At 59.7% G+C, this 22,218-nt stretch carries 21 protein-coding genes; 7 read left to right on the top strand and 14 right to left on the bottom strand.

All coding sequences use genetic code 11. From position 1 onward, the window contains the following. Positions 1 to 134 precede the first annotated feature (134 nt). Positions 135 to 2,498 (top strand): autotransporter outer membrane beta-barrel domain-containing protein, encoded by a 2,364-nt coding sequence (locus DLD99_RS15170; protein ID WP_162803487.1) that lies wholly within the window; start codon positions 135 to 137, stop codon positions 2,496 to 2,498. 58 nt (positions 2,499 to 2,556) lie between these two features. Here the strand turns inward: DLD99_RS15170 and DLD99_RS15165 are convergent, their stop codons facing one another. The 4 genes from DLD99_RS15165 to DLD99_RS15150 form a co-directional block, all read right to left on the bottom strand. Further along, positions 2,557 to 3,027, bottom strand: a complete 471-nt coding sequence (locus DLD99_RS15165; RefSeq protein ID WP_114883289.1) for a hypothetical protein — start codon at positions 3,025 to 3,027, stop codon at positions 2,557 to 2,559. 193 nt (positions 3,028 to 3,220) lie between these two features. Further along, positions 3,221 to 3,862 (bottom strand): DUF1345 domain-containing protein, encoded by a 642-nt coding sequence (locus DLD99_RS15160; protein ID WP_114883288.1) that lies wholly within the window; start codon positions 3,860 to 3,862, stop codon positions 3,221 to 3,223. Positions 3,863 to 3,941: 79 nt separating this feature from the next. Next, positions 3,942 to 7,040 carry an efflux RND transporter permease subunit gene (locus DLD99_RS15155; protein WP_114883286.1) on the bottom strand — a complete coding sequence of 1,033 codons (3,099 nt, stop codon included), beginning with the start codon at positions 7,038 to 7,040 and terminating at the stop codon, positions 3,942 to 3,944. Between the two features lie 15 nt (positions 7,041 to 7,055). Beyond that, entirely contained in the window at positions 7,056 to 8,213 is a 1,158-nt protein-coding gene (locus DLD99_RS15150; protein ID WP_114883284.1) for an efflux RND transporter periplasmic adaptor subunit, read from the bottom strand. Positions 8,214 to 8,475: 262 nt separating this feature from the next. Between DLD99_RS15150 and DLD99_RS15145 the strand changes: the two genes are divergently transcribed. Together DLD99_RS15145 and DLD99_RS15140 are read left to right on the top strand one after the other, a co-directional pair. Continuing rightward, a complete protein-coding gene (locus DLD99_RS15145; protein WP_007960391.1) occupies positions 8,476 to 9,177 on the top strand; it encodes a response regulator in 702 nt (233 codons plus the stop codon). A 4-nt stretch (positions 9,178 to 9,181) separates the two neighbouring features. Beyond that, positions 9,182 to 10,489: an ATP-binding protein gene (locus DLD99_RS15140; RefSeq protein WP_114883282.1), complete on the top strand. Its 1,308-nt coding sequence runs from the start codon at positions 9,182 to 9,184 to the stop codon at positions 10,487 to 10,489. Between the two features lie 104 nt (positions 10,490 to 10,593). Here the strand turns inward: DLD99_RS15140 and pncA are convergent, their stop codons facing one another. The 4 genes from pncA to DLD99_RS15120 form a co-directional block, all read right to left on the bottom strand. After that, positions 10,594 to 11,220 (bottom strand): bifunctional nicotinamidase/pyrazinamidase, encoded by a 627-nt coding sequence (gene pncA, locus DLD99_RS15135; RefSeq protein ID WP_114883280.1) that lies wholly within the window; start codon positions 11,218 to 11,220, stop codon positions 10,594 to 10,596. 51 nt (positions 11,221 to 11,271) lie between these two features. Next, positions 11,272 to 12,030, bottom strand: coding sequence for an anti-sigma factor family protein (locus DLD99_RS15130; RefSeq protein WP_114883278.1), 759 nt, complete (start codon positions 12,028 to 12,030; stop codon positions 11,272 to 11,274). Continuing rightward, positions 12,027 to 12,512, bottom strand: a complete 486-nt coding sequence (locus tag DLD99_RS15125) for an RNA polymerase sigma factor (RefSeq protein WP_114886697.1) — start codon at positions 12,510 to 12,512, stop codon at positions 12,027 to 12,029. The genes DLD99_RS15130 and DLD99_RS15125 overlap by 4 nt, the downstream gene beginning before the upstream one ends. Before the next feature lie 62 nt (positions 12,513 to 12,574). Next, entirely contained in the window at positions 12,575 to 13,108 is a 534-nt protein-coding gene (locus tag DLD99_RS15120) for a tetratricopeptide repeat protein (protein WP_114883277.1), read from the bottom strand. A gap of 158 nt (positions 13,109 to 13,266) precedes the next feature. Here DLD99_RS15120 and DLD99_RS15115 point away from each other — a divergent pair, with 158 nt between their 5' ends. The 3 genes from DLD99_RS15115 to nudC all read left to right on the top strand — a co-directional run bounded on the left by DLD99_RS15115 (position 13,267) and on the right by nudC (position 15,772). After that, a complete protein-coding gene (locus tag DLD99_RS15115; RefSeq protein ID WP_114883275.1) occupies positions 13,267 to 14,040 on the top strand; it encodes a class I SAM-dependent methyltransferase in 774 nt (257 codons plus the stop codon). Between the two features lie 82 nt (positions 14,041 to 14,122). Further along, entirely contained in the window at positions 14,123 to 14,935 is an 813-nt protein-coding gene (locus tag DLD99_RS15110; protein ID WP_114883273.1) for a crotonase/enoyl-CoA hydratase family protein, read from the top strand. Between the two features lie 6 nt (positions 14,936 to 14,941). Then, positions 14,942 to 15,772: an NAD(+) diphosphatase gene (gene nudC / locus DLD99_RS15105; RefSeq protein WP_114883271.1), complete on the top strand. Its 831-nt coding sequence runs from the start codon at positions 14,942 to 14,944 to the stop codon at positions 15,770 to 15,772. On the opposite strand, the gene DLD99_RS15100 is transcribed toward nudC, so the two are convergent. The 4 genes from DLD99_RS15100 to DLD99_RS15085 all read right to left on the bottom strand — a co-directional run bounded on the left by DLD99_RS15100 (position 15,740) and on the right by DLD99_RS15085 (position 18,460). Next, positions 15,740 to 16,519 (bottom strand): TSUP family transporter, encoded by a 780-nt coding sequence (locus DLD99_RS15100; RefSeq protein WP_085709993.1) that lies wholly within the window; start codon positions 16,517 to 16,519, stop codon positions 15,740 to 15,742. The two genes, nudC and DLD99_RS15100, sit on opposite strands and share 33 nt — an antisense overlap. A gap of 108 nt (positions 16,520 to 16,627) precedes the next feature. Beyond that, positions 16,628 to 17,149, bottom strand: coding sequence for a hypothetical protein (locus DLD99_RS15095; protein WP_114883269.1), 522 nt, complete (start codon positions 17,147 to 17,149; stop codon positions 16,628 to 16,630). A 212-nt stretch (positions 17,150 to 17,361) separates the two neighbouring features. Further along, positions 17,362 to 17,841: a nuclear transport factor 2 family protein gene (locus DLD99_RS15090; RefSeq protein ID WP_114883267.1), complete on the bottom strand. Its 480-nt coding sequence runs from the start codon at positions 17,839 to 17,841 to the stop codon at positions 17,362 to 17,364. A gap of 52 nt (positions 17,842 to 17,893) precedes the next feature. After that, positions 17,894 to 18,460, bottom strand: a complete 567-nt coding sequence (locus tag DLD99_RS15085; RefSeq protein WP_085709990.1) for a TetR/AcrR family transcriptional regulator — start codon at positions 18,458 to 18,460, stop codon at positions 17,894 to 17,896. Between the two features lie 205 nt (positions 18,461 to 18,665). Here DLD99_RS15085 and pssA point away from each other — a divergent pair, with 205 nt between their 5' ends. After that, positions 18,666 to 20,009 (top strand): CDP-diacylglycerol--serine O-phosphatidyltransferase, encoded by a 1,344-nt coding sequence (pssA, locus tag DLD99_RS15080; RefSeq protein ID WP_114883265.1) that lies wholly within the window; start codon positions 18,666 to 18,668, stop codon positions 20,007 to 20,009. A gap of 62 nt (positions 20,010 to 20,071) precedes the next feature. Here pssA and efeO read toward each other — a convergent pair whose 3' ends face one another. Next, positions 20,072 to 20,896: an iron uptake system protein EfeO gene (gene efeO / locus DLD99_RS15075; RefSeq protein WP_085709988.1), complete on the bottom strand. Its 825-nt coding sequence runs from the start codon at positions 20,894 to 20,896 to the stop codon at positions 20,072 to 20,074. Between the two features lie 21 nt (positions 20,897 to 20,917). Next, positions 20,918 to 22,216, bottom strand: coding sequence for an iron uptake transporter deferrochelatase/peroxidase subunit (efeB, locus tag DLD99_RS15070; protein ID WP_114883263.1), 1,299 nt, complete (start codon positions 22,214 to 22,216; stop codon positions 20,918 to 20,920). Between the last annotated feature and the right edge of the window lie 2 nt (positions 22,217 to 22,218).

Raw genomic sequence — 22,218 nt, 5'->3', positions numbered from 1 at the left:
GGAAATATCCGACTGATTGGCAGACTTATCCTACATCGAGCTTCCCTGAGGATCAGTACCCTTGCCGGCCCTTGGTAAGGCGTATCCGATGTAGACCGCCGAACCTTCCTTTGAAGTTGATAGTGGTGGTTCTCATGTGGACTAAAGACAACTCCCTTGTGCGGCATAATATCCTTCGTGGATTTCCGTATCTCGCCTTACTCCTGTTGTCCGCGCCTCAAGCACAGGCTCGCGCACTGAATCCCGGAGAACTCGAAACGATCTTGCCCGGGTCGGTAGTGGAAAGCTGGCAACTGGCGAACGGATCGATCTTGACCAGCAATGGTGCCAGCGCACTGGACATCACGATTCAGGGTGGGACGCTGAATGCCAACGGAGGTCAGACCCAGCAAATCAACGCCGTCGACGGTGGATCGGTCAACCTCGATAACGTCACGGTGACCGGTGTCGGGGGCTTCGTTACGTTGTCACTGGAGAATAGCTCTGCGGTTATTTCGGGATCGACGATTTCCGGGCGGGCAATCGGCTTACAAGCCGTGCGGGATGTCGATACCCAAACCGGCTCAACGGTCAATATGCGCGACAGCACGGTTCGTGGCACCACCGGTGGGGCTTTTGCGACTGCCTACAGTGTTTTGAATCTGGCAAACAGCACTCTGGAAGGTACCGGTGCATCGAGTTTTGGCCTGACGCTGGCCGGTGGCTCTGCGAATCTGAGCACTGGCTCGAAGATCATTGGTGGTCTCAATGGTGTTGTTTATCAAAGAGATGGTACTGATGAACAGTTGAGCAAGCTGGTTCTCGACAACTCCAGTGTCGAGGGTAAAAGCGGAGCGGCGATCATTGCAGATATCGGCAGCAATCCGCTGGGGCCACTCGAAATCAGCGTGTTGAACGGCTCCACGTTGATTGGCGGCAACGGCTCGATACTGGAGGTGGCAGGTGGGGCGTCCGTCGATTTCAACGTTGCCAATAGCAACCTCAGCGGAAATGTTGTGGTGGCGTCTGGCAGTACAGCAACGGTCAGTCTCGACTCTAACGCTTCGTTGAAAGGTAATCTGCAGAATGTTTCCAGGCTGAATCTGGACAATCAAAGTAGTTTTACCGGTACTTTTCAAGGCGATGCAATCAAGGGTTCCAATGTAACGCTTGATAATGGCTCGACATTCACCGGTGGCGTTGAAAATGTATCGAGTTTCGCGCTGAACGACTCGACCTGGGTCTTGACTGGCAATAACCAGGTTGGTCAATTGGCCATGAATAACGGAACACTTGATTTTGCTGAGGGCGCTGGATTTTACCAACTGGATGTCGGTAACTTGTCTGGCAATGGCACTCTCAAGATGGCCACGGATTTTGGTGGTCGCCAGACAGATTTTCTGAATGTTAATGGTAACGCTACGGGCGACTATCGAATCAACGTGAGAGCGACTGGTAGCAAACCATTGACTACTGAGCCTATCCAATTGGTCCATGTCGGCGGCGGTGACGCGAAGTTTGCCCTGATAAACGGAGCTGTGGATGCCGGTGCGTTCACTTACAAGTTGTTTGATGAAGGTGATGGCTGGTTCTTGCGGCCTGACACGCAGGTCAGCACCAGTACTCGATCGGTATTGGCAATTGCCAATACGGCTCCCACAATCATTGAGGCTGAACGTACGTTGCTTAATACGCGCATGGGTGATCGTCGCCTCAACTCAGGCAATGGAGGCGTTTGGACACGTACCTACGGTAACCGCTACAGCGTCCAGGATAGTTATGGCGGTGGTTACAGCCAGACTCAGCAGGGCGTTGTATTCGGGGCCGATACGAAGCTGGCGGACACCGACTGGCTGGTCGGCGCTATGATTGGCTACAGCCAAAGCAACCTGGATCTGAAATACGGAAGCTCCGGTACTGTCGACAGTTACTCGGTGGGCGCTTATGCAACGAAATTCGACTCGCAAACCGGCTTCTACATTGATGCGGTCACGAAGATAAACCGCTTCGATAATCACCTGAAGGTCACCATGAGTGATGGTGTTCGCACCGAAGGTGACTATGACAGCTATGGATTGAGTGGTTCGCTTGAAGTAGGCAAGCAGTATGCGCTGAACGATCGTTGGTTCTTGGCTCCCTTTGCTCAACTCAACGCGGCAGTTGTCTCAGGTGAACATTATTCCCTGGACAATGGTCTTGAGGTCGATAGCCAGTCGACTCGATCACTCGTGGCCAAGGGCGGGCTCTACATAGGAAGCGAAATGGATTTGGGGAATGGACAGAAACTGCAACCGAGAGCCCGGGTCGCGATGGGGCATGAGTTCATCAAGTCGAATGAAGTCGGGGTTAACGAAAGCCGTTTCAACAACGATACTTCTGCGACCAGCGTTGAGCTGGCAGGTGGGGTCAACTGGGCTCTGCCAAATGGTGTGCAGTTGTTTGCCGAGGCAGGTTCAAGCCAAAGCAAGACCGTCAAGCAGGATTACAATGTGAGTGCCGGTATTAGCGTTGCGTTTTGATCAGGTTATGGAGTGATAAAAAGGAGGCAGCTGCCTCCTTTTTTGTTTGTGACGCGTGCTATCGGCGCTGGGACCATTCTGTTGCCTGTAGATCAAACTCGAGAGTGAGCTCGTGTATCTTGCCCGGTTCAAGGCCATCAGAAACTGTTGCGCTGATCTCGCCTTTGATAGACGAGTTTTCTGAATTGAATGTGAAAGCTGTAGTGGGGGCGTCAGTAGAATATTCTGATGGAGGCTCCTCCGCCGAGTCGCTGTAAGTAACCATCACATCTGCATTGGCTAATTTAGCTTTGGAGTCGACTGGGTCTTTGAAAAGTATTACCCGGATCGTTTTAATCTGATTATCCATGGGGTCACGATAGTCAGCCTTGATTGTCCAGCGAGGTGGCTCTCCCACTTGCGGGTAAGTGATTTGACTAAACGTCGCTCTGAAATTCAACGGTTCACCTTTGTCGATAGACGCATTGAATTCTGCGGCACGGGTGGACCTGCCTTTATGAAGCGTATCGAGTTTCTGTGCAGCGGTCATGAGCAGAATCTCCATCATTTTATTGGGCGAGAGTCAGCCGCGGTTTGGTATCTACCCGACCACGGAAGTTACATCTGATCGCACTCCACCCTGCATGTAAACTGTCATACCTGTCAGTTTACATTTGAGTGTTTTTATGATTTTTCTACGCTGGTTGCTTGCGTAACTTTGTGAATTCTTTCGGTTTGGAGTGTTAGCCAAACAAACCGGCAGCAATGTTGATTGAGAAACCCAGAATCGCCGTATTGAACACAAACCCGATCAACGACTGTGCCAGCACAATCTTGCGTATCTCCCGCGTAGCCACTCCAACGTCCGCCGTCTGCACCGCCACGCCGATGGTGAACGAGAAGTACAGAAAGTCCCAGTAATTGGGTGTTGTCAGGCCTTCGGCAAAGCGCAGTGCCGGTTCCTTGCCGTCCCAGGTGTAAAACAGCCGGGCATAGTGAACGCAGAAAATCACCCCGATCAGCAGCCACGAACCGATCACGGTCAACGCGGTAAAACCGTAATGCAGAAGTTTGCGGGTGGTTTCCAGGTCCTTGCTGCCAGCCAGTTCGACGGTAATGGTGGCCAGGCTCGCCAACGCCGCGATGCAGACGACAAACAGCACCAGCCCGGCATTTTCATCCTCGACTTCGGCAATGCGTTTGACGTCCGGCGCTTTGGCGCGGATGGTCAGCCAAAGCATCAGGATCAGGTACGTCCAGACCCCGGCGTTCCAGCCGATGAGGATTTTGCTGATGACAGATTCCGCCGGGGCCAGGAGGCCTGCGGCAAGGCCGAGCAGCGCGGCAGCGGAAAGGCGAGGGTGGGTGCGGGCGAGGAAGCGCATGGGGACTCGATGGGCCAGGGTGGTTCAGACACCTTAGCCCAGCGCGGCGACCTGTGGCCACCGCGCCGGGAGCGCTCGATCAATCAGGCTTGGTGAATCGGCGCACAAGTTTGATCACGACAACGAAGAACACCGGCACAAAGATGACTGCCAATGTTGCGGTAATCATCCCGCCAATCACCCCTGTGCCAATCGCCTGCTGACTCGCCGAACTCGCGCCCGTGGCAATCGCCAACGGCACCACACCCAGAATGAACGCCAGCGACGTCATGACAATCGGCCGCAACCGCAGGCGCGCCGCTTGCAGCGTGGCGTCGATCAGATCGTGACCTTCGTCATACAGGCTCTTGGCGAACTCGATGATCAGGATCGCGTTCTTCGCCGACAGGCCAATGATGGTGATCAGGCCGACCTTGAAGAACACATCGTTAGGCATCCCGCGCAAAGTCACCGCCAGCACTGCGCCGAGCACACCGAGCGGCACCACCAGCAGCACGGAAGTCGGAATCGACCAGCTCTCGTACAACGCCGCCAGGCACAGGAACACGATCAGCAGCGACAACCCGAGCAGAATCGGCGCCTGACTGCCGGACAAACGCTCCTGCAACGACAGACCGGTCCATTCCTGACCCATGCCTTTCGGCCCTTGCGCTACCAGCCGTTCGATCTCCGCCATGGCTTCGCCGGTGCTGTGGCCGGGTTTCGGTTCACCGGAAATCGAGATCGCCGGGTAGCCGTTGTAGCGGGTCAGTTGCGCCGGGCCCTGAGTCCAAGTGGCTCTCACGAATGCCGACAGCGGCACCATTTTCCCGGCGTCGTTGCGTACGTGCATCTTCAGCAGGTCGTCGACCTGACTGCGACGGTCGCCTTCGGCCTGCACCACCACCCGTTGCATGCGCCCCTGATTGGGGAAGTCGTTGACGTACGAAGAACCGATGGCGGTGGACAGCACGTTGCCGACGTCGGCGAAGGAAATACCCAGCGCGTTGGCCTGTTTGCGGTCCACTTCCAGCTGCACTTGCGGCGCTTCGGCCAGAGCGCTTTCACGCACGTTCATCAGGATCGGACTTTTCTCGGCGGCTTCCAGCAATTGGGTGCGCGCCTCCATCAAAGTCGCATGACCGAGGCCGCCGCGATCCTGCAGACGGAACTCGAAACCGCTGGACGTACCGAGCCCGTCCACCGGCGGCGGCAGTACCGAGAACGCCATCGCATCCTTGATCTGGCTCAGGGCGATGTTGGCACGCTCGGCAATCGAGCTGGCCGAGTCGTCGCTGCCGCGATGTGACCAGTCCTTGAGAGTGGTGAACGCCAGTGCGGCGTTCTGCCCGCTGCCGGAGAAGCTGAAACCGAGGATCACCACGCTGTCACTGATGCCCGGTTCGCCACTGTTGTGTGCCTCAAGCTGCTCGGCGACCTGCACGGTACGGTTCTTGGTCGCGCCTGGCGGCAGCTGAATGTCGGTGATGGTGTAACCCTGGTCCTCGACCGGCAGGAACGAAGAGGGCAGGCGCGCGAAGCACAGGCCCAGACCCACCAGCAGCACACCATAAATCAACAGGTAACGCCCGGTACGTTTCAGCGCGTAGCCGACCCAGCCTTGATAGCGATCGGTCAGTTGTTCGAAGCGGCGGTTGAACCAGCCGAAGAATCCGGTTTTCTCGTGGTGCTCGCCTTTGGCGATCGGCTTGAGCAGCGTTGCGCACAATGCCGGGGTCAAGGTCAGGGCCAGGAACGCCGAGAACAGAATCGAGGTGGCCATCGACAGCGAGAACTGCCGGTAGATGACGCCCACCGAGCCCTGCATGAACGCCATTGGAATGAACACCGCCACCAGCACCAGCGTGATGCCGATGATCGCGCCGGTAATCTGCCGCATCGCCTTGCGTGTCGCCTCTTTGGGCGACAGGCCTTCGGTGGCCATGATCCGTTCGACGTTCTCCACCACCACGATGGCGTCGTCCACCAGAATGCCGATGGCCAGCACCATGCCGAACATGGTCAGCACGTTGATCGAGAAGCCCAGCGCGAGCATGGTCGCGAAGGTGCCCATCAGCGCAACCGGCACCACCAGCGTCGGGATCAGTGTGTAGCGGATGTTCTGCAGGAACAGGAACATCACCGCAAACACCAGCAACATCGCCTCGCCAAGGGTGTAGACCACTTTGGTGATCGAGACCTTCACAAATGGCGAAGTGTCGTAGGGAATCTTGTACTCCACACCGGTCGGGAAATAGCGCGACAGCTCATCCATCTTCGCCCGGATCAGCGTTGCGGTGCTGAGGGCGTTGGCGCCCGGCGACAGTTGCACGCCGACGGCGGTGGACGGTTTGCCGTTCAGGCGAGTGCCGAACTGGTATTCCTGACTGCCGATCTCGACCCGCGCCACATCCTTGATGCGCACGGTGGAGCCGTCGGGGTTCGCCTTGAGCACGATGTCGGCGAACTCTTCCGGCGTCGACAGCTGCCCCTTGACCAGAATCGTCGCGGTGATTTCCTGAGTGCCCGGGTTCGGCAGATCGCCGATGCTGCCCGCCGAGACCTGGGCGTTCTGCGCGACGATGGCGGCGTTGACGTCGGCCGGCGTCAGGTTGAAGCCGATCAGCTTCTGCGGGTCGACCCAGATCCGCATCGCCCGCTCGGCGCCATATAGCTGGGCCTTGCCGACGCCGTCGATACGCTTGATCTCGTTCATCACGTTGCGCGCCAGGTAATCGCTGAGCGCCACGTCATCGAGCTTGCCGTCGCTGGAGGTCAGGGTGATCAGCAGCAGGAAACCGGCGGAGACTTTCTCCACCTGCAACCCTTGCTGGTTGACCGCTTGCGGCAGGCGCGACTCGACCACCTTCAGGCGGTTTTGCACATCAACCTGTGCCAGCTCAGGGTTGGTGCCCGGTTGGAACGTCGCCTTGATCGTGGCGCTGCCGAGGCTGCTTTGCGACTCGAAATACAGCAGGTGATCGGCGCCGTTGAGCTCTTCCTCGATCAGGCTGACCACGCTTTCGTCAACAGTTTGCGCCGAGGCGCCCGGGTACACCGCATAGATTTCGATCTGCGGCGGCGCGACGTCGGGGTATTGCGCCACCGGCAATTGCGGGATGGCCAGCGCACCGGCCAACAGGATGAACAACGCGACGACCCAGGCGAACACCGGGCGGTCGATAAAGAACTGCGGCATAGAAAAGCGTCCTGCTTACTGACCAGAGGTCTGGGCAAGTGGAAGAGGGGTGTCGTCGATCTGCACGGTTTCGCCGGGGCGGGCGTGCTGCAGGCCTTCGATGACCACGCGGTCGCCGGCCTTCAGGCCACCGGTGACGATCCAGCGATCGTTCTGCACGGCGCCCAGTTGCACCGGTTGCAGAGCGACGCGCATCTGATCGTCGACGGTCAGCACCTGCGCCACACCGGCGCTGTCGCGTTGCACCGCACGTTGCGGCACGGTCAGGCCATGCTGGATCACGCCTTGTTCCAGACGCACGCGAACGTAGCTGCCGGGCAGCAGATCAAGGTCCGGGTTGGGGAATTCGCTGCGCAGAACAATCTGCCCGGTGCCCGGATCGACGGTGATGTCACTGAACAGCAACTTGCCCGGCAGCGGATAGAGGCTGCCGTCATCCTGAATCAGCGTGGCCTTGACCTGATCCTGACCGACCTGCTGCAACTGCCCGGAACGGAACGCCCGACGCAACTCGTTGAGTTCGCGGGTCGACTGGGTGAGGTCGGCGTGGATCGGGTTCAGTTGCTGGATCAGCGCCATGGGCGTGGTTTCGTTCTGGCCGACCAGTGCGCCTTCGGTGACCAGGGCACGACCGACACGACCGGAAATCGGCGCAGTGACGGTGGCGTAACCCAGATTCAGTTTCGCCCGTTCGACGGCAGCCTTGTTGGCGGCAACGTCGGCGGCGGTCTGCCGGGCATTGGCGCGGGCGTTGTCGTAGTCCTGAGCACTGATGGCCTTGTCGTCGATCAACTGGGCGTAGCGCTGTTCCTGCAGTTTTGCCTGGAACGCGTTGGCCTCGGCCTTGCGCAGGGCGGCTTCGGCGCTGTCCAGGTCGGCCTTGAACGGTGCCGGATCGATGCGGAACAGCACGTCGCCCTTTTTCACGTCGCTGCCTTCGCGGTAGGTGCGTTGCAGCACCACGCCAGCGACCCGGGCGCGGACTTCGGCAATGCGCGGTGCGGCAATTCGTCCGCTCAATTCGCTGCTGATCGACAGGGGGCGCGCCTCAAGGGTTTCGACCCGCACGGTGGCCGGCGGCGCCTGTTCCTCGGTGCTCGGGGATTTACCACAGGCACTCAGCGTCAGCGCCAATGCGATCAGGCCGAGCCCGGCCAGCAGATTCTTCGACATGTACAACCCCCAATATTGATCTGCGCATCCTACGGACAGTCGCCGAGGGTAGCGGTGAAGCTTTGTAGGCGCTGTGTGAAATTGTGTAAGGGTTTTGCTCAGGGACGAGTGAGGGCGTATATCCTTTACGCCTTGAAATTTATTGCGACAGATAAAGCATCGCGAGCAGGCTCGCTCCCACATTTGGAATACAGTCCTTTGTGGGAGCGAGCCTGCTCGCGATAGCGGATGATGAGTCGCCACAGCACTTTCTGGATCATCAATGCCCAACATCCTCCTGGTCGAAGACGACACCGCCCTCGCCGAACTGATCTCCAGCTATCTCGAGCGCAACGGCTATTCCGTCAGCGTGATCGGCCGTGGCGACCATGTGCGCGAACGGGCGCGGCTCAATCCGCCGGATCTGGTGATTCTCGACCTGATGCTGCCGGGCCTCGACGGCTTGCAGGTCTGTCGCCTGTTGCGCGCAGACTCGGCGACGCTGCCGATCCTGATGCTCACCGCCCGCGATGACAGCCACGATCAGGTGCTGGGCCTGGAAATGGGCGCCGACGATTACGTGACCAAACCCTGCGAGCCGCGGGTCCTGCTGGCCCGAGTGCGCACGTTGTTGCGGCGCAGCAGCCTTGGCGAGCCGATGACTGCCAACGACCGGATCCTGATGGGCAATCTGTGCATTGACCTGTCGGAGCGCACCGTGACCTGGCGCGAGCAACCGGTCGAGCTGTCCAGCGGCGAATACAACCTGCTGGTGGTGCTGGCCCGTCATGCCGGCGAAGTGCTGAGCCGCGACCAGATCCTGCAACGCCTGCGCGGTATAGAGTTCAACGGCACCGACCGCTCGGTGGACGTGGCGATTTCCAAGCTGCGCCGCAAGTTCGATGACCACGCGGGCGAGGCGCGCAAGATCAAGACCGTGTGGGGCAAGGGTTATCTGTTCAGCCGTTCCGAGTGGGAATGCTGAGTCGATGTTCAGAATCCTGTTTCGCCTTTATCTGGTGACGATCGTTTCCTACAGCGCGGCAATCTATCTGGTGCCGGATCTGGTGGTGATGGCGTTCAGGGATCGCTTCGTGACTTACAATCTCGACTATTCCCGGGGCCTGCAATCGCTGATCACCAAACAGTTTCGCGCAGTGCCGCAGGATCAGTGGCCGGCGGTTGCCGCGTCGATGGACAAGGACTTCCAGCCGCTGCACATCGTCCTCGCCCGTATCGATAACGCTGATTTCACCCCGATCGAACAAGAGCGCCTGCGTCGTGGTGAAAACGTGGTGCGCATCGGTGACTGGGGCTGGCGGACGCTGGCGGTGACGCCGCTGAACGGGGAGATCGCCGTGCAAATGGTGGTGCCGCCGGATCCGATGGACGTGAACTTGCTGTACTGGAGCATCAACGTTCTGATCGGTGCGAGTTTGCTGGCGTGCCTGCTGCTCTGGCTGCGGCCGCACTGGCGCGATCTTGAGCGCCTGAAGGGCACCGCCGAGCGCTTTGGTAAAGGCCATTTGAGCGAACGTACGCAAATCGGCTCGAGTTCGAACATTGGCAGTCTGGCCAACGTCTTCGACACCATGGCCGGTGATATCGAAAACCTGCTCAACCAGCAGCGTGATCTGCTCAACGCGGTGTCTCACGAACTGCGTACGCCACTGACCCGACTGGATTTCGGCCTGGCGCTGGCGCTGTCCGATGATCTGCCGCAAACCAGTCGTGAACGCCTGCAAGGTCTGGTGGCGCACATTCGTGAACTCGATGAGCTGGTGCTGGAGTTGCTGTCCTACAGCCGCCTGCAAAATCCGGCGCGTTTGCCGGAACAGGTCGAAGTGTCGCTGGACGAGTTCATCGACAGCATTCTGGGCAGCGTCGACGAGGAACTGGAATCACCGGAAATCGTCATCGATGTGTTGCTGCACAATCAGCTGGAACGCTTTTCCCTGGATCCACGCCTGACCGCCCGTGCAATTCAGAACCTGCTGCGTAACGCCATGCGTTACTGCGAAAAGCGCATTCAGATCGGTGTGCAGGTCTGCCCGAAGGGCTGTGAGATCTGGGTGGATGATGACGGGATCGGCATTCCGGAAGACGAGCGGGAGCGGATTTTCGAGCCGTTCTATCGACTGGACCGCAGCCGCGACCGGGCCACTGGCGGGTTTGGTCTGGGACTGGCGATCAGCCGTCGGGCGCTGGAAGCACAGGGCGGGACGTTGACGGTGGAAGGTTCGCCGTTGGGTGGAGCGCGGTTCAGGCTTTGGCTACCAACCCCGACCCCAACCTGACTGACTGGCCGCACCTGTTCATTTTGGGAGCGAGCTTGCTCGCGAAGGGGGCGACACAGCACCGCATTCGCGAGCAAGCTCGCTCCCACATTCGTTCCGAGTGATCAGAGCAGTTCAGTGGACTGGATCAGTCCGACCCCGGCCACCTGCATCCGCTCCATCGCCGACGCCAGCGATCCATTCATGTCGATTGCCCGGCACGCATCCAGCACCACAAACGTATTGAACCCCGCCGCCCGTGCATCCAGCGCGGAGAACATCACGCAGAAGTCCAGCGCCAGGCCGACCATGTACACCGTGTCGATGCCGCGTTCCTTCAGATAACCCGCCAGCCCCGTGGTGGTTGCCCGGTCCGCTTCAAGAAACGCCGAATAGCTGTCGATGTCCGGATTGCAGCCCTTGCGGATGATCAGTTGAGCGTGGGGCAGATTGAGTCCCGAATGAAAATCGGCGCCGCGTGAGCCCTGAATGCAGTGATCCGGCCAGAGGGTCTGTTCGCCGTACGGCAGTTGAATCACCTCGTAGGGCTGGCGGCCGGGATGGCTGGAGGCAAACGAAGCGTGGCCCGCCGGATGCCAGTCCTGGGCAATGACCACTTGCTTGAACTGTTCGGCAAGGCGGTTGATCAACGGAACGATCAGGTCGCCCTCGGGCACAGCCAGCTGGCCGCCGGGAGTGAAGTCGTTCTGTACATCGATGACCAGCAATGCAGTACGCGGTGAAATCGGCATGTAAGGGTTCCTCCCTGGATAATCACTGGCCAAGCATAGTGACAGGCTGGCTCATGTGCTCAGCCGCTCTTTAAACATTTTTGCCAGACCTTCCAGCTCGGTGGCCGGGTTATGCCCGATCAGCATCCACGCGTGCTCGCGTTCGGTCCAGTACACCACGTTCATCCCGTGCCGGCGTTCATGGGCCAGCGGCTGGCTGCCGCTGTTGGAGCGGGTAACGCACAGTGCCAGCGGGCCGTGGGCGGCGTCGAGCCAGGTCATCTGTGCAATCGGCACGCCGTCGTATTCAAGTAGCTGCGCACGTTTGAACTGCGCGCCGGGCAGTTTCAGTTTCGCTGGCGACAGGTTCAGGCCCAGTCGTGCGTCGACGGTGCGCAATTGCGCCAGTTGCGAGGCTTCGTCGGTGGCCAGATGTTCAAGGGTTTGCGGGACGTATAGCGCCATGTAATCGCCCACCAGCTCGCGCCAGTTGTGCGATTGCTGCGCTAGCCAACCAAGGAACAGACGGTCCGCCGCGACGCCCGCGAACACCATGCCCGCTGCCGCCGCGCCCATGAACCAACGCCGACTGAAACCGGGACGTTGCGGGGAGGGTGCGGCATCCAGTCGGGCTTGCAGGCGATCGAGCGGTGCCTGTCGTGCCAGCTCATCGTAGGCGTCGCGATAGGGCAGGTTGCTGCGGCTCAGCCACTGCACCCGAAGATTGAGCAGCGGATCGTCGGCGATGAGGCTGTCGAGCTGGCTGCGTTGTTCGCGGTCCAGTTCATCGTCCAGATACGCCACCAGTTGCTCGTCGGAAGGCGTATTCATTGCCGGTCTCCTGCGGGGGTGTTCGGTACCGCATGCAGCGGCGGGTATTCGGCCAGTTTCAGGCGGGCGGTGGCGAGGCGACTCATGACCGTGCCGATCGGCACTTGCAGGATCTCGGCGACTTCGCGATAAGACAGTCCTTCGACGTAAGCGAGATAGACCGTTTCGCGCTGGGTCTCCGGCAGCGCATCGACGCGGCGGATCACCTGCGCCGCCATGACGTGGGTCTGCGCGGCGTATTCGCCGTCGAAGGTGAGCTGGCTGTCGGCGTCCACCACGCCCTGGCCCTGGCGCACCCGGCGGGCGCGCACTTCGTTGAGCCAGATCGAATGCAGGATGCTCAGCAGCCAGCGGTCCATGCGCGTGCCGGCCACGTACTGGCCCGAACGTTCAAGCGCCCGTACGCAGGTGGCTTGCACCAGATCCTCGGCCACGTGCCGGTTGCGCGACAGCAGCAAGCCGTAGCGCCACAGGCGCGCCAGGTGTTGTCCGAGTTCGGCTCTGAAGGCCTGATCGCTGAAAATGTTCGCCTCCGCGTGTCGTGTCAGGTTTTCGATGAATCGTTGATGGCTTCGGCCAGGTCCCGGTATTCCTCGCAGGTCGTGCCACAAATCTTCTGGATATGCTGCAACTGCTCCTGCGCCAGGTCGATGCGGCCCTTGATGACGTAGGCCTCGCCCAAATACTCACGCACTTGGGCGTACTGCGGATCGAGCTTCACCGATTGCAGGTAATAACCGATGCCTTCGTCGGTTCGGCCCAGCTTGCGCGTGGCATAGCCGCGATAGTTGAGGGCCTTGGCGGTGTTCGGCTGTTTCAGGGTGTCGAGCAAGGCAAGGGCTTCTTCATAGCGACCGTCCTTCGCAAGACGATAGGCGTAGTCGGTGCGGTCGGCGTCCGGTACCAGGCTGCTGGTCTGCATCACGCATTTCTGCGTTTTGCTGTCGTACACCTGGCCTTTCGGGCAGTTGGGTTTCTGCACCGGCTCGTCTTCATCACCGTGGGCCAGGGCCAAAGGGCTGGACAACATTGCGGCCATTAGCAACGGGGCGGCGAACATAACGGAACGGATAGTCATGGGCAAGGCTCCATAGTGGGGTCATGTGTCACGTTGAACACCGCAAGGTGAAGTTTTATTCATTGCTTTGTCAGGTGCCATTCAAGGAAAGCTCAAACACGAAGGCTATGCTCGTGTCGTCTGTCGTCAATCCGCCGTTCTACCCCGGGAGTTGCGCCATGAAAGATCAGGTTCACCACTCCGCTGCCGCCGGTTACAAGACCGCAGCGGAAACCTACGTCAAAGGCCGGCCGGAATATCCGCCGGCAGTCACCGACTGGCTGACGGCAACCCTGGACCTGGATGGCCACAAGACCGTTATCGACCTCGGCGCCGGCACCGGCAAGTTCACCGGACGATTGGTGGCGACCGGTGCCCAGGTGATTGCCGTGGAGCCGGTGGCGCAGATGCTGGAAAAACTGTCTGCCAACTGGCCCGACGTGTTGGCCGTCAGCGCCATGGCGACTGACTTGCCGTTGCCTGATGAGTCGGTGGACGCCGTGGTCTGCGCCCAGGCCTTTCACTGGTTCGCCAGCACCGAGGCGCTGGACGAAATCGCCCGGGTGCTCAAGCCCGGCGGCAAGCTCGGGCTGATCTGGAACCTGCGCGACACCCGGGTCGGCTGGGTGCCCAAGCTCGATGCCATCGTCAACGCCCGCGAAGGCGACACGCCGCGCTATTACACCGGTGCCTGGCGCAAGGTGTTCCCGCATCCGGCGTTCGGGCCGTTACAGGCCGAGCATTTTCACCATGGTCATACCGGCTCGCCGGAAGATGTGATTTTCAACCGGGTGCGTTCCACCAGTTTCATCGCGGCGCTGCCGGATGCAGAGCGGGCCCGGATCGATGAACAGTTGCGGGCGTTGATCGCATCCGATCCCGAACTGCGAGGCCGGGATGTGATGACCGTGCCTTACGAGACTGCCGCGTTCGTGGCGGTGAAGGGCGGCTAGAGTCCTGCATTTGGCCGAACCGCCGTTCTGAGGCCTTGATATAGTTCAGGCCTCATTTTCAGACCGGTAAAGGATTTCTGCCATGACTCAATACACCGCCTTCAGCGTCGAACTGGCCGACAACATCGCTCATGTGCAGATCAACCGGCCGGAAAAGATCAACTCGATGAACGCCGCGTTCTGGAGCGAAATCGTCGAGGTGTTCCAGTGGATCGACGACACCGACGAAGTGCGGGTGGTGGTGCTCAGCGGTGCCGGCAAACACTTTTCTTCGGGCATCGACCTGATGATGCTGGCCGGCGTCGCCAATGAACTGGGCAAGGACGTCGGCCGCAATGCGCGTCTGTTGCGCAAAAAAATCCTGACCCTGCAAGCCTCGTTCAATGCCGTCGACAATTGCTGCAAGCCGGTGCTCGCGGCGATTCAGGGTTATTGCCTGGGCGGTGCCATCGATCTGATCGCAGCCTGCGACATGCGCTACGCCGCCGAAGACGCGCAATTCTCAATTAAAGAAATCGACATCGGCATGGCAGCCGACGTTGGCACTTTGCAACGGTTGCCACGGATCATCGGTGACGGCATGCTGCGTGAGCTGGCTTACACCGGTCGTACCTTTGGCGCCGAAGAGGCCCGCAGCATCGGGCTGGTCAATCGCGTCTACAGCGACAAGGACAGCCTGATCGAAGGCGTGATGGACATTGCCCGGGACATCGCCGGCAAGTCACCGATCGCGGTCACCGGCACCAAGGAAATGATCAGCTACATGCGCGACCACCGAATTGACGATGGTCTGGAGTACGTTGCCACCTGGAACGCCGCCATGTTGCAATCCACCGACTTGCGCGTGGCCATGGCCGCCCACATGAGCAAACAGAAACCCGAATTTCTGGATTGAGAAACCATGACACCTCGCTGGACCACCGCAGTACTGGACACCGATCAACCCGGCGGCTGGGCCGTCGCGCGCAGCCCCGAGGGCTTTCTGTTCGATGACAATGGCGCGCTGTTCCCCCGGGAATGGCTCAAGCGCCAGGACTTGTCGATCCTCGCCGAGCACGGTATCGGTCACCTCGATGGCGAGCCGGTCTACCTGCTTGAACTGCGCAGCACCAGCGAGGTGCCGGGTTGTAACTGGAAAGGCTTGCGGGCGTTCATGCTCGACGGCGATCACACGATCTACAAAGTGCTGGGTTACGCGGCGCAGATCGGGACGTGGGCCCGTGAACACCGGTTCTGCGGCAACTGCGGTCAGCCCATGACCCAGGTGCCGCGGGAGCGGGCGATGTATTGCCAGCCGTGCGACCTGCGCAGTTATCCGCGCATTTCACCGAGCATGATCGTGCTGGTGACCCGGGGCGATGAAGTGCTGCTGGCGCGCTCGCCGCGTTTCGTCACCGGGGTCTACAGCACGCTGGCCGGGTTTGCCGAACCGGGTGAGTCGGCTGAAGACTGTCTGATTCGCGAAGTGCGCGAGGAAGTGCAGATCGAAGTAAAGAACATCCAGTACATGGGCAGCCAGTGCTGGCCGTTCCCGCATTCGATGATGCTGGGCTTCCATGCTGAATACGCCAGCGGCGAGATTGTCTGTCAGGAAGACGAGATCGAAGACGCCCAGTGGTTCAACGTGCACGATCTGCCGCCGTTGCCGGCGTCAAAATCGATTGCACGTTACCTGATCGACGTTTACGTGGCGCGGCGCTTAGGCCACGCTGAACCAGTGCTGCCAGGCTAGACGCACGGTCAACCCCAGCACCACGGTGATGAACACCGGACGAATGAACTTGGCGCCGCCGCTGATCGCGGTGCGCGCCCCGAAGAATGCGCCGACCATCACCGACAGGCCCATGCTCAGGCCGATGATCCAGTCCACCTGCCCGGAAAACACGAACACCGATAGCGCTGCAATGTTGCTGACGAAGTTCATGCTGCGCGCCACGCCGCTGGCCTTGACCAGATCGATCGGGTAGAGCAGGAGGCTGCTGACGGTCCAGAACGCACCCGTACCTGGTCCCGCAACGCCGTCATAGAAGCCAAGGCTGAAGCCCTGGGTTGATTGCCATTTCTTCTTGATCGGTGCATCGCTGTCCAGCGGCGCTTTCGGAGTGCCGCCAAACAACAGGTAGAGGCCGCAGGCGAAGACGATTACCGGCAGCATCTTGTTCAGCCATTCCGCCGGCAGATAGTGGGCGACGATGGCGCCGGTCAACGCGCCGACCAGCGTGCCGATGATCGCGTGCATCCACTGCCTTGGGTGGAACAGCTTGCGTCGGTAGAAGGTGAAACTGGCAGTGGCCGAGCCGAAGGTCGAACTCAGTTTGTTGGTGCCCAGCACCAGATGCGGCGGCAGACCGGCGGTGAGCAGCGCCGGCGTGGTCAACAGACCGCCACCGCCGGCGATGGCGTCGATGAATCCGGCAATGAAGGCGACAAGGGCCAGAACGGCCAGGGTAGTGAGGTCAACGCTGAGTTCGAAAGGCATGGAATCGGCTTATTTCGGCAGGGCAGGAACGGGCGGTCATCATAGCCGTAACACCCGTTCATCGCGACCGTGATCCTTATCGATCAAGTGGTGACTGAATGTAAGTCGCTACTTAGTCGAGAACCAGACATTGTCGATGAAATACCGCCCTTTGTTTCCAAAGAAATCGTTGGGAATGGCGAAGTGAACACTTAACCACCCGTAGCCGGGCTGGATTGTGCCTTTGAGCTTCAGCGTTCTTGTTTGCGAATCGACATAGCGCACTTCGGGCCATACTTCATGTTCACCAGTGTTGCGATTGGTCGCCCAAAGGGTGTAGTAGATGTGCGCGTGAAACAAAGGGTTGGAGGTTTTGTCGAGGATTGGAGGGTGAATTCGTCGATCCTTGGTGTCTTGCAACGGGGCGGCATCGGGAGCCTGGATCTGGAAACTGAAATCGAACTCTCCCGGATGAATTTGAAAGGTCTCGGTTGCCAGACTCTGACCCTGGTTTCTACCACCGACCAAGCGTGCGGCATAGTTACCGTTGTGGCGTTCGACGGATATAGGTGTGTCGTAACCTTGTGGAATCCATTTGCTGAAATCACCGGTACTGAAATCACCATTTGGAACCATGTTTTTCTGGGTCATATCAGTCGCTCACTGTCATGGGTAGAAGAGAGGCCGTTAATTCGGCCAAATCTGGCTGCATGGCAATGATTTGATAGATCCTCTATGGCTGCTACTGTCATTACTGACAGTCCATTAGTACCTTTTGCGATAAAAGCGACTGACTTCTGTTTCTGAGGAAAAGCATTAAGTGGAAGCATCCGTGCTTCCACCGGAAGTAGCGAGGTCCGCAGTTAAAGACCCAGCTCCGACAACCCCGGATGATCATCCGGGCGCCGGCCCAGCGGCCAGTGGAACTTGCGTTCGCTTTCCTTGATCGGCATGTCGTTGATGCAGGCATATCGCTGGAACATCAGGCCGTGCTCGTCGAACTCCCAGTTCTCGTTGCCGTAGGAACGGAACCAGTTGCCCGAGTCGTCGTGCCATTCGTAGGCGTAGCGCACGGCGATGCGGGTGTCGGAGTAGGCCCAGAGTTCCTTGATCAGGCGGTAATCCAGTTCCTTGGCCCATTTGCGGGTCAGGAAGGCCTTGGCTTCCTCGCGGCTGTTGGCGAATTCGGCGCGGTTGCGCCATTTGGTGTCCAGGGTGTAGGCCAGCGACACCCGCTGCGGGTCGCGGGAGTTCCAGCCATCCTCGGCCAGACGAACTTTTTCAATGGCCGATTCACGGTTGAAGGGTGGCAATGGCGGACGCACTTCAGCTGCAGTAGACATGTTTGTCTCCCGATCAAATTAACGATTTAACAACTTGTCGCTTATTGAGGCGTTACAGGTCCAATAACTTTCGCGCCATGCATTGCGCATTATCGGCGGCACTGTGATCACCCATCACAAGCGCTACGGTAATGGCGCCGTCAATCAGGATCAGCAACTGTCTGGCCAGCAGTTGCGGGTCCTCGGCACCATGTTCGGTACACAGCTCGCACACGTAGTCGAGCAGCTTCTGTTTGTGGTCTTTGGCGACTTGGCGCACCGGATCCTGCGGATCGCCGGTCTCGCCGCTGGTATTGATGAAGGCGCAGCCCCGGAAGCCTTCCGAGGCGAACCAGCCCTTGAGCACGGTAAACAGGTTGAGCAGGCGATCGGCCGGGGTTTCGGCCTGATCGACGGCGCTTCTGTACCAGTGCATCCAGCGTACGTCGCGGCGTTGCAGGGCGGCGACGGTCAGCTCCTCCTTGTTGGCGAAGTAGCGGTAGATACTCTTTCTGGAGACACCGGCGGTTTTCACCAGAAGATCCATGCCGGTGGCTGCGATGCCACTTTTGTAGATCAACTTTTCGGTGACATCCAGAATGATGTCGCGGGTCGTGTCGTTGCTGGTGATTTCGTTCATGTGGCGAACAGTAGAACGATCGTTCTCCTTGGTCAAGCGCTGATTTTGAAATGGCTTTCGCGGGCAGGCTCGCTCCCACATTGGAAATGTGATTCACGTGGGAATCAGGCTGCTGGCGACGAAGTTATTACAGACACTCACAAGACCCAAAGGAGTTGATGGTGTAAGCTCTCGGGTTCTTCGGATTCGACCCATTGCGAGCCCTATGCCGTTGCTTTTCAAACGCTCTCTGCTGCCCAAGTTGCGCAGCTTTCCGCTGACCGCCGAGGCCGTGACCATTCTGTCCGGCGCCGCCGAGTTCCGTCGTTGCCTGTTGGAGAAAATCGCCCAGGCGACCCAGCGCATCTACCTCGTCGCGCTTTATCTGCAAAACGACGAAGCCGGTCAGGAAATCCTCGATGCCTTGCACGCCGCGAAACTCAAGCGCCCGGAGCTCGAAATCGTTGTGGTCGTCGACTGGTTGCGCGCCCAACGTGGCTTGATCGGTGCCGGCAAGCAGCCGGGCAACGCCGCCTGGTATCAGGAGATGACCCGTACCCACCAGAGCGTGGTGCCGGTCTACGGCGTGCCGGTGCAGACCCGCGAGCTGTTCGGCGTGCTGCACCTGAAAGGCTTCGTGATCGACGATTGCGTGGTCTACAGCGGCGCCAGCCTGAACAACGTCTATCTGCACAAGTTCGACAAGTATCGCTTCGACCGTTATCACGTGCTACAGAGCCGTGAACTGGCGGACTCGATGCACCACCTGGTCAAGCACGGCCTGATCGAATCGAAAGCGGTGCATCGCCTCGACCTGCCGCACTTGCCGACCACCCGCAGCCTGCGCAACGACATCGGCGATCTGCGCAGTCGTCTCAAATATGCGGCGTACGACACCAGCGCCGGCAGCACGGCGCATACCGGCCTGTCGGTCAGCCCGTTGCTCGGCGTGGGCAAGAACAACCCGCTGAACCGGGTGATTCTGGAGCTGATCGCCAGCGCCCAGAAGCAACTGACCATCTGCACGCCGTACTTCAACCTGCCGCTGGGGGTGATCCGCGAGATCAACCGGGCGCTGGCCCGTGGCGTGAAGATCGACATCGTGGTCGGCGACAAGACCGCCAACGACTTCTACATTCCGCCGAGCGAGCCGTTCAAGGTGATCGCCGCGCTGCCGTACCTTTACGAGATCAGCCTGCGCCGTTTCGCCAAGCGGCATCAGCGCAACATCGACAGTGGCCAGTTGAACCTGCATCTGTGGCGTGAGGGCGACAACAGCTATCACCTCAAGGGCATGTGGATCGACCAGCGCTATACGCTGCTGACCGGCAACAACCTCAACCCGAGGGCGTTCCGTCTCGATCTGGAAAACGCGCTGCTGATCGACGACCCGAAAGGCGAGTGGCTGGAGCCGCGTCGTCTTGAGCTGGAAAACATCTTCGAACACACCACGCGGATCGAACGTTTCCAGGATCTGGAAGCCTTGCCGGATTACCCGGCCGGGGTCGCCAAGTTCCTCAAGCGCGTGAGCCGGGTGCGGGTCGAACGGTTGCTGTACCGGATTCTGTAGGACCGGAAAACAAAAATCCCCCGAACGCAGAACGCGCCCGGGGGATTTTTTATGCGCGGAACTCAGTTCAGACCGAGTTTGCCACGCAAGGTCGACAGGTCTTCAGCCAGAGTATTGACCGGACCCACCAGCGCCTTGCGGTCGTTATCCTTCACTTTGTCATAAGTCTCGAAGCCACCATCCTTGGTCTTGTACTTGGCCAGGATCTTGTCCACGGTGGCGAAGTTCTTGTCGACTTTGGCCACGAAGGCCTTGTCCTGCTTCTCGATCTGCGGACGGAACAGGTCGACGATTTTCTTTGCGCCGTCGATGTTGCCCTGGAAGTCATAGAGGTCGGTGTGGCTGTAGCGGTCTTCCTCACCGGAGATCTTGGTGGCGGCGACTTCTTCCAGGAGGGCGGCAGCACCACCGACGACTTTCTCGGGCGGGAAGGTCAGGCCGGCAACGCGGGTCTGCAGGTCCTGCACGTCTTTATCCAGTTTGTCGGCCAGATCATTAAGGCCCTGGGTGCTTTTTTCCGAGAACAGCGAGTACTCGAGGCGGTGGAAACCGGTGAAGTCTTCAGCCTTAACGCCTTTTTCGTGGTCGTCGACGCGGGAGTCGATGGACGCATCGAGGTCACTGAACAGCTCGGCAATCGGCTCGATCGACTCGTAGTAGACGCGGGTCGGTGCGTAGAGCTTCTGCGCGGTGGCCAGGTCACCCTTTTTCACCGCATCGGTGAATTGTTTGGTGTGGGTGCCCAACTGGTCCAGTTGCTCGGTGACGTAGATCTTGTAGTCCGAAACCGGCCCGACCAGATCCAGCGGTGCAGTCGCCGCGAACGCCGACAGCGGGGTGTTGAGTAGACCAAGGGTCAGCAATAACGCGATGGGCGTCTTTTTCATGGGGGCGGCTCCTGTTGAATGCTATGCAGTTGTTTTTGGTTGGGTAGCGTTGAGCAGCGAGCGACCGATGAAATCCTTGTCGCCCGTAACACCCGGCAGGGTGAAGAAGTAACCGCCGCCGACCGGCTTGAGGTATTCCTCCAGCGGTTCGCCGTTGAGGCGGGTCTGTACGGTGATGAAGCCTTTTTCCAGATCGGCCTGGTAGCAGATGAACAGCAGGCCCATGTCGAGCTGGCCGTTCTTGTTCACGCCGTTGGAGTAGTTGAAGGGCCGGCGCAGGATCAAATTGGCCTGGCTCGCGGCGGTGCGCGGGTTGGCCAGGCGGATGTGCGCGTCGAGCTTGGTCAGCTTGCCTTCCGGGTCCTTGCTGTAGTCCGGGACTTCGGTTTCATGGCTGGCGCCCATCGGCGCGCCGGTGGTTTTCACCCGGCCGATGATGCTTTCCTGTTCCTGCAACGGCGTGCGGTCCCAGCGTTCGACGAAGTTGCGGATGATCCGCACCGCCTGATAACTGCCGTGGGCCGCCCAGGCCGGCTCGTCGCTGCCCGGTTGCACCCAGACAATGCGATCCATGGCCTTGCCGTCGTTGGAATCCGGGTTGGCCGAACCGTCGCGGAAACCCAGGAAGTTACGCGCCGATTGCGCCGGTACGCCGGGTTTGGCCGGGGCTTGCGGCGGCACGCTGCCTTCCTGCTTCCAGCGCACCAGCAGCAGGTCCGGCAGGTTTTTCACGATGTCGCGCAGGGCGTGGATGTTGGTGTCGGCGGTGTTGGAGCAGAACTGCAGGCTCAGGTCGCCGTGGCAGCAATCGGCTTCCAGCGCATCGTTGGGGAATCCGACCATGCGGATCAGGCGCTTGGGCTTGGCGGCGGCGAGGCCGAAACGCTCGTCGAACAGCGATTCGCCCACCGACACCGTGATCGTCAGGTTGTCAGGCGTGACCACCGGGCCGAGGATGCCGGAATCCGGCGGCGGCAATTTTGGGTCGATCTGCGCCACCGGGCCGCCCTTCATCAGGAACGCGATGCGCTCGTTGAGTGTACGGAACAGGCGTTCGAGGTCTTCGCGGTCGCTGGCCAGCACATCAAACGACACCAGCATGCCGGATGCCGGGCGCGGGGTGACAATGCCGGTCTGGTGCACGCCATGAAAGTCGTGATGATCCTGGGTCTTGTCGCTGCTCGGTGCTTCGCTGACTTGTGCAGGTGCAGCAGCCATTGCCGGGCAGCTCAGAGCGGTGCCGGCCAGAGCGACGCCGGCGGCGCCCATGCCCATCAGTACGCGACGGCGTTGCAGGTTGAAGTGTTCGGAATCGTTCATCG

The organism is Pseudomonas kribbensis (genome assembly GCF_003352185.1).
Classification (GTDB): Bacteria; Pseudomonadota; Gammaproteobacteria; order Pseudomonadales; family Pseudomonadaceae; genus Aquipseudomonas; species Aquipseudomonas kribbensis.
Note: the sequence above shows the minus strand (reverse complement) of the source record. Positions and strands in the feature narration are given on the sequence as shown.

Excerpts from the sequence above, each read along its gene's own strand:
- DLD99_RS15170 (WP_162803487.1), top strand. The coding sequence starts at position 135 with ATGTGGACTAAAGACAACTCCCTTGTGCGGCATAATATCCTTCGTGGA.
- DLD99_RS15165 (WP_114883289.1), bottom strand. The coding sequence starts at position 3,027 with ATGACCGCTGCACAGAAACTCGATACGCTTCATAAAGGCAGGTCCACC.
- DLD99_RS15160 (WP_114883288.1), bottom strand. The coding sequence starts at position 3,862 with ATGCGCTTCCTCGCCCGCACCCACCCTCGCCTTTCCGCTGCCGCGCTG.
- DLD99_RS15155 (WP_114883286.1), bottom strand. The coding sequence starts at position 7,040 with ATGCCGCAGTTCTTTATCGACCGCCCGGTGTTCGCCTGGGTCGTCGCG.
- DLD99_RS15150 (WP_114883284.1), bottom strand. The coding sequence starts at position 8,213 with ATGTCGAAGAATCTGCTGGCCGGGCTCGGCCTGATCGCATTGGCGCTG.
- DLD99_RS15145 (WP_007960391.1), top strand. The coding sequence starts at position 8,476 with ATGCCCAACATCCTCCTGGTCGAAGACGACACCGCCCTCGCCGAACTG.
- DLD99_RS15140 (WP_114883282.1), top strand. The coding sequence starts at position 9,182 with ATGTTCAGAATCCTGTTTCGCCTTTATCTGGTGACGATCGTTTCCTAC.
- pncA (WP_114883280.1), bottom strand. The coding sequence starts at position 11,220 with ATGCCGATTTCACCGCGTACTGCATTGCTGGTCATCGATGTACAGAAC.
- DLD99_RS15130 (WP_114883278.1), bottom strand. The coding sequence starts at position 12,030 with ATGAATACGCCTTCCGACGAGCAACTGGTGGCGTATCTGGACGATGAA.
- DLD99_RS15120 (WP_114883277.1), bottom strand. The coding sequence starts at position 13,108 with ATGACTATCCGTTCCGTTATGTTCGCCGCCCCGTTGCTAATGGCCGCA.
- DLD99_RS15115 (WP_114883275.1), top strand. The coding sequence starts at position 13,267 with ATGAAAGATCAGGTTCACCACTCCGCTGCCGCCGGTTACAAGACCGCA.
- DLD99_RS15110 (WP_114883273.1), top strand. The coding sequence starts at position 14,123 with ATGACTCAATACACCGCCTTCAGCGTCGAACTGGCCGACAACATCGCT.
- nudC (WP_114883271.1), top strand. The coding sequence starts at position 14,942 with ATGACACCTCGCTGGACCACCGCAGTACTGGACACCGATCAACCCGGC.
- DLD99_RS15100 (WP_085709993.1), bottom strand. The coding sequence starts at position 16,519 with ATGCCTTTCGAACTCAGCGTTGACCTCACTACCCTGGCCGTTCTGGCC.
- DLD99_RS15095 (WP_114883269.1), bottom strand. The coding sequence starts at position 17,149 with ATGACCCAGAAAAACATGGTTCCAAATGGTGATTTCAGTACCGGTGAT.
- DLD99_RS15090 (WP_114883267.1), bottom strand. The coding sequence starts at position 17,841 with ATGTCTACTGCAGCTGAAGTGCGTCCGCCATTGCCACCCTTCAACCGT.
- DLD99_RS15085 (WP_085709990.1), bottom strand. The coding sequence starts at position 18,460 with ATGAACGAAATCACCAGCAACGACACGACCCGCGACATCATTCTGGAT.
- pssA (WP_114883265.1), top strand. The coding sequence starts at position 18,666 with ATGCCGTTGCTTTTCAAACGCTCTCTGCTGCCCAAGTTGCGCAGCTTT.
- efeO (WP_085709988.1), bottom strand. The coding sequence starts at position 20,896 with ATGAAAAAGACGCCCATCGCGTTATTGCTGACCCTTGGTCTACTCAAC.
- efeB (WP_114883263.1), bottom strand. The coding sequence starts at position 22,216 with ATGAACGATTCCGAACACTTCAACCTGCAACGCCGTCGCGTACTGATG.